Origin of the sequence: Pseudoroseomonas cervicalis ATCC 49957 (assembly GCF_000164635.1) — a bacterium.
Classification (GTDB): Bacteria; Pseudomonadota; Alphaproteobacteria; order Acetobacterales; family Acetobacteraceae; genus Pseudoroseomonas; species Pseudoroseomonas cervicalis.
In genome coordinates this window covers 1-1,079 of record NZ_GG771044.1, presented here as the reverse complement: position 1 = coordinate 1,079, position 1,079 = coordinate 1, and the positions used below count along the sequence as shown (strand labels likewise).

At 74.9% G+C, this 1,079-nt stretch carries 1 protein-coding gene and 1 pseudogene; both read left to right on the top strand.

All coding sequences use genetic code 11. From position 1 onward, the window contains the following. Positions 1-554: DMT family transporter (locus HMPREF0731_RS21595; RefSeq protein WP_007006374.1), on the top strand; the 554-nt coding region annotated here is incomplete at its 5' end. Continuing rightward, positions 551-1,079 (top strand): annotated as a pseudogene (locus HMPREF0731_RS21590) (DNA/RNA helicase domain-containing protein); the annotation flags it as partial. The gene HMPREF0731_RS21595 and the pseudogene HMPREF0731_RS21590, both read left to right, overlap by 4 nt.

The window sequence follows — 1,079 nt, the reverse complement described above, 5'->3', positions numbered from 1 at the left end:
GGCTGCGCGAGCGGCTGCCGCCCCGGCAATGGGCCGCCGCGGCGCTGGCCGGCTTCGGCATGGCGGCGCTGACGCTGGCGCGGCTCGGCCAGGGCGGCGAGGGCGGCGGCAGCCTGCTGGGCAACGCGCTGGTCTTCGTCGCCGTTTGCGGCGAGGCCGCCTATGTGCTGCTGGCCAAGCGCCTCGCCGGCCGGGTGCCGGTGGTCACCGCCAGCTTCTGGATGCAGGCCTTCAGCACGCTGATGCTGCTGCCCTTCTGCCTGCCGGTGCTCGGCGCCGCCGCGGCGCTGGCCGAGCCCGGCACGGCCGGGCTGCTGGTGTTCCACAGCCTGACCTCCTCCGTGCTGTGCCTGCTGCTCTGGTATGCCGGGATGAAGCGCGCGCCGGCCGGGGTGGCGGGCATCTTCACCGCGCTGCTGCCGGCCAGCGCCGCGCTGGTCGCGGTGGCGCTGCTCGGCGAATCGTTTTCAGCGCTGCACGGGCTTGGGTTGGGGCTGATGCTGGGCAGTATCGCGCTGGCCACCTGGCCACGGCGGCGGGGTGGGGTGGCATGAGCGGCTGGGTCAACACCGAGGGCGCGGCGCTGCTGCGCGACAGCGCCACGGATTGGGCCGCGCGGCTGGCGGCGCGGCAGGCGCGGCAATTGCGCGAGGTGACGCCGGAGCAGATCGCCGCCTGGGAAGCCCTGGTCGGCCTGTTGCAGGACGCGCTGCGGCGCATCCCGGGCGCGGAACACTGGACCGTCGCGCTGGAATACGACCTGCTGCGGCTGGAGAGCCGCATCGACGCCGTGCTGCTCACCGGGCGCGGCATCCTGGTGGTGGAGTTCAAGCACCGCGCCACCGCGCATGACCGCGCCGCCCTGGCCCAGGCCGAGGATTACGCGCTCGACCTGTTCGACTTCCACGCGCTGAGCCGCCACCACCCCGTGGTGCCGATTTTGCTGGCCGAGCAGGCGCCGGCCGCGCCCCAGCCCATGCCGCTGCTCTGGCATGGCGTGACGCCGGTGCTGCGCGCCAACGCCGCCGGCTTCGCCGCGCTGCTGGCCGACATCGCCGCCGCCCTGCCGCCGCCCGCCA